A 4,002-nucleotide genomic window follows, 5' to 3' on the forward strand; every position below is an offset into this window, starting at 1 on the left:
AATACCACTACCAGGCAGGCGCCTTCAAAACTACAGGTATGTATGCAGCAGAAACCATCACGCCCTTGACACCTGAAACGATGGCTGCTCGCAAGATTATTGGAATCACCTTTCCAACCGGTGGAACGTGACGTATCAATATGGCTTCATGAATATCGGAAAAAGCCTTCAATCTGGTGCGGGTGGAAACATAACCGGTTACCCGATGCATATTCGGCGCGAACACATAGTCAAGCGAACTCTATCCACTGGCGGAGAATGGAAGTACAACTATGTTCGTGGAGAAGCTGGGCAGCTTGATACTACCCGCATGGTGGGACCGGAAGGGACAACACTATATACGTTCATGTCCGCAGGTCATAAAATAAAAAACAAAATCTCGGGGACCCTTCCGCCGCTTCCCTATGAAAATAATGCGTGGAAAGTTGGCCAGTTGATTGGGCTGACTCGGCCTGACGGCAGTAGCGAATCCTACACGTATTCACCGCGTGAAATTGACGGGTCTTGGTACATCCTGATTGATGGCGGTCTAGTGTCCGATAAAAAAGTCTGGGCTGCCGATGTAGCGACCAAGATCATTACTTCTGAGGGCGCGGTATACACCACTACGTATAAAAACTACGATATCTATGGTAATCCAGGCACGCGTAGTGAATCCGGACCAAATGGTGGCAGTCGTACCACGACGATGACCTATTACAACGATCCCAACAAATGGATTATCGGTCGCCTCAAAGATGAAACCTTTCCCGGTAGCTCTGTCACTCGTACTTTTGACACCAAGGGCAAAGTCTTGGCGATCAATCGCGATGGTGTAGTAACGCGCTACACCTATGATCCACAGGGCAACCTCGCCAGTAAGACGGAGCCGGGTAATCGCCTCTATACCTACAGCAACTACAAGCGCGGCATCCCGCAAGCCGAAGTACAGCCAGAAGGCATCAGCCTGGCCCGCGTAGTCGACAATGCTGGCAACATCGCCAGCGAAACCAACGGCGAAGGCAAACTCACCCGCTACACCTATGATGGACTCAACCGAGTGAAGTCTATGACACCACCTTCGGGCGTCGTCAAGACCATCACCTACACTCCAACAAGCCAGATTGCCAGCCGTGGTGCGCTGATTGAAACCACCCGATACGAACCGTTCGGCCGAGTAGCCAGCGTGACACTTGGTGGCATTACAACGCGCTACGAATACGACGCGCGGGGTCGCCGCACCTTTGTTTCACATCCTGGGGCCGCAACGGGTACCCGCTATCAATACGATGCACTCGGCCGCGTCACGCGTGTGACCAACGCCGACGGCACCTTCCAGACCACCGTCTACGGCCCCGGCACCAAGGCCGTTACCGATGAGCGCGGCAAGGTCACCAAGTCCACCTACAGGATCTACGGTGACCCGGAGCAAGGACACCTGATGGCGATTGCCGCAGCCGACCCGGCCGCTAACGTGACCCTCACCCGCAATACCCGCGATCAGGTCACTGCCGTGAGCCAAGCCGGCCTTACACGCAGCTATGCCTACAATGCCAACGGCTACCTGGTCTCCGTCACCAACCCGGAAACCGGCGTGACAACCTACGGTCGCGATATCGCCGGCAACATGACCACGCGTGCCGTCGGCACCTCCGGTATCACTCGCTATACGTACGATGGCCAGAACCGCCTCACCTCGGTGGCGTACCCAGGCACCACGCCCGCGGTGACCAACACCTACAACAAGAACGGCAAGCTGCTGACCAGCAACGCAACCGGCGGCAATCGCAGCTTCGCCTACGATGCGGCCGGCAACCTGATTCAGGAGACGCTCGCACTCGACGGCAAGAGCTTTACCGCCAAATACGCCTACAACGGTCTGGACCAGCTCAGTAGCGTGACCTACCCGCAATCTGGCCGAGTGGTGAACTACGCCCCTGATGCCCTCGGCCGCCCGACAATCGTCAGCGGCTATGTCAGCGGTATCAAATACTGGCCGAGTGGGCTTATCCAGCAGATCACCTATGCCAACGGCACGGTAACCCAGTACGGGCAGAACCCGCGCCTGTGGCCGGCAACTTTCAGTACCCAGAAAACTGGGGGCAGTCTGTATCTGGACAGCAGCTACACCTATGACGGTACCGGTAACCTGCTGACGATTGGCGATACCACTGACAGTGCGTTCAATCGCACGTTAGGCTACGACAACATCAACCGCCTGACGAACGTCGCCGGCTTCTGGGGTGAAGGCAGCATCGCCTACAGCGGCGGCGGCAACATTCTCAAGCAGACGCTCGGCTCGTCCACCCTGAACTACAGCTACGACGCACAGAACCGTCTGAGCGCCGTCAGCGGCCTACGCGCCAGCAGCTACGGCTATGACGCCTACGGCAATATCAGCAGTAGCCAGGGTACGACCTACGCGTATGACGGCGTACCTAATCTGGTATGCATCAACTGCGCAAATCCGGCAAGCAAGGTCGAGTACAGCTACGACGGTCTCAACCACCGCAGCAGCGTGACCAAAGCAAGTGCCAAGGTCTACGAGATGCATGATTCCAAGGGCAAGCAACTGATCGAACTGGATGGCGCCAGGTTGACCGAATATCTGTACCTGGGTGACAAGCGCATTGCACAGCGGGTGAGCCCATGAGCGAGTACAAAGGAGAACTCTGCATGGACGCTTTGAAGAAACTGGGGAGGAAGGTCGGTGCGACGATGCTCGCTCTGACGATGACCAACTCTGCCATTGCCGACACCGTGACCTACTTCCACAACGACATTTCTGGTAGCCCGTTGGCCGCTACAGACCCGGCAGGCAATCTGCTGTGGAGGGAAAACTACAAGCCGTATGGCGAGAAGCTGACCCGGTCGGCGGCCAGCAGCGCTAACACCATCGGCTTCCATGGGAAGGCGCATGATGACGGTACTGGTCTTTCGTACATGGGGGCGCGCTATTACAATCCGGTGTTAGGACGGTTCATGGGAGTTGATCCAGTCGACTTTCAGATAGAGAACCTCCACAGTTTTAATCGTTACACCTACGCTAACAATAATCCCTATAAGTATGTTGATCCAGACGGACGTTATGCACACCTGCTTGTGGCAATGGTCTATGCTCTGACAGCCCTTAGCGCAACATTGACGATTCAAACTGCTTTGAACGGTTTTAGCCAACACGGTCAAGGGGACGTCAGCATCGGCCCTCTTTCCTTCCCTGGCTCAGATATTGATAGGTCGTCTCAATGGCAAAAAGCTAGCGAAAGCTCAAGTGGACATAGCCCTCCGAAAGATTCGACTAAATCACCTGAAAAAAAATAATGATAAAGCACAAAGGCCCTCCAAGACGCCCAATACAGGTGAGCCTGGCTCGAAATTTGTAAACCCGGGAAGCGGCCAAGAGCGGTGGTATGGCTCGGACGGCCTTCCCACCAAAGATGTGGACTGGGACCATGACCACGGACAAGGAATCCCCCACGTTCACGAATGGGGACGTGACAGTAATGGCGGACCCGTTCGAGGCACGAGTGCTCGCCCATACGACCCATCAACTGATTACTGAGAGCCATCAAATGCCGTATGAAAATCTAAAAAAACTGCATGATGCAGAAATAATTTGCATAGACGCCGCGACTACCCCTGCACGCTTGAAAGTAGTAGTAAAAACAACTGAAAACATCACGCTTGAATTATTATTCGAGCAATGTTCGCACTATAGAGTGACAGACTTCACGCCTCACAACATAATATCTCGCGCTATTATTTTTGATGGAAACTCGGTATCAGAACAAGCCATTAGAGAGACCATGAAATGGCTGACAAGCCTTTCCGACGCCGCCTCATTTCTCACCAACAGCAAATTGGACGAACTCACAGCATCTCTACTGAACGGAAATATTAAGCTTATCTATTTAGAGCCAAGCCAAGGCGCCGAACTTGCAATTTTATGCAAAGACTTTCAGATAAGTCATCTGAGTAGCGCCTGATATTTTGCATTACGAACAACGCCTGCCCGGTCCCTCC

3 protein-coding genes are annotated in these 4,002 nt (G+C 54.0%); all 3 read left to right on the forward strand.

Going from position 1 to position 4,002, the window contains the following annotated elements:
- The first annotated feature begins 127 nt into the window (after positions 1 to 127).
- Positions 128 to 2,632 carry an RHS repeat protein gene (locus G3436_RS25505; protein WP_338001323.1) on the forward strand — a complete coding sequence of 835 codons (2,505 nt, stop codon included), beginning with the start codon at positions 128 to 130 and terminating at the stop codon, positions 2,630 to 2,632.
- Positions 2,629 to 3,300 carry an RHS repeat domain-containing protein gene (locus tag G3436_RS25510; RefSeq protein WP_243667323.1) on the forward strand — a complete coding sequence of 224 codons (672 nt, stop codon included), beginning with the start codon at positions 2,629 to 2,631 and terminating at the stop codon, positions 3,298 to 3,300. Before G3436_RS25505 ends, G3436_RS25510 begins: the two co-directional genes overlap by 4 nt.
- A 131-nt stretch (positions 3,301 to 3,431) precedes the next feature.
- On the forward strand, positions 3,432 to 3,965 hold the full coding sequence (locus tag G3436_RS25515) for a hypothetical protein (protein ID WP_163950949.1): 534 nt from the start codon (positions 3,432 to 3,434) through the stop codon (positions 3,963 to 3,965).
- Positions 3,966 to 4,002: the final 37 nt, after the last annotated feature.

The organism is Pseudomonas brassicae (genome assembly GCF_010671725.1).
Classification (GTDB): domain Bacteria; phylum Pseudomonadota; class Gammaproteobacteria; order Pseudomonadales; family Pseudomonadaceae; genus Aquipseudomonas; species Aquipseudomonas brassicae.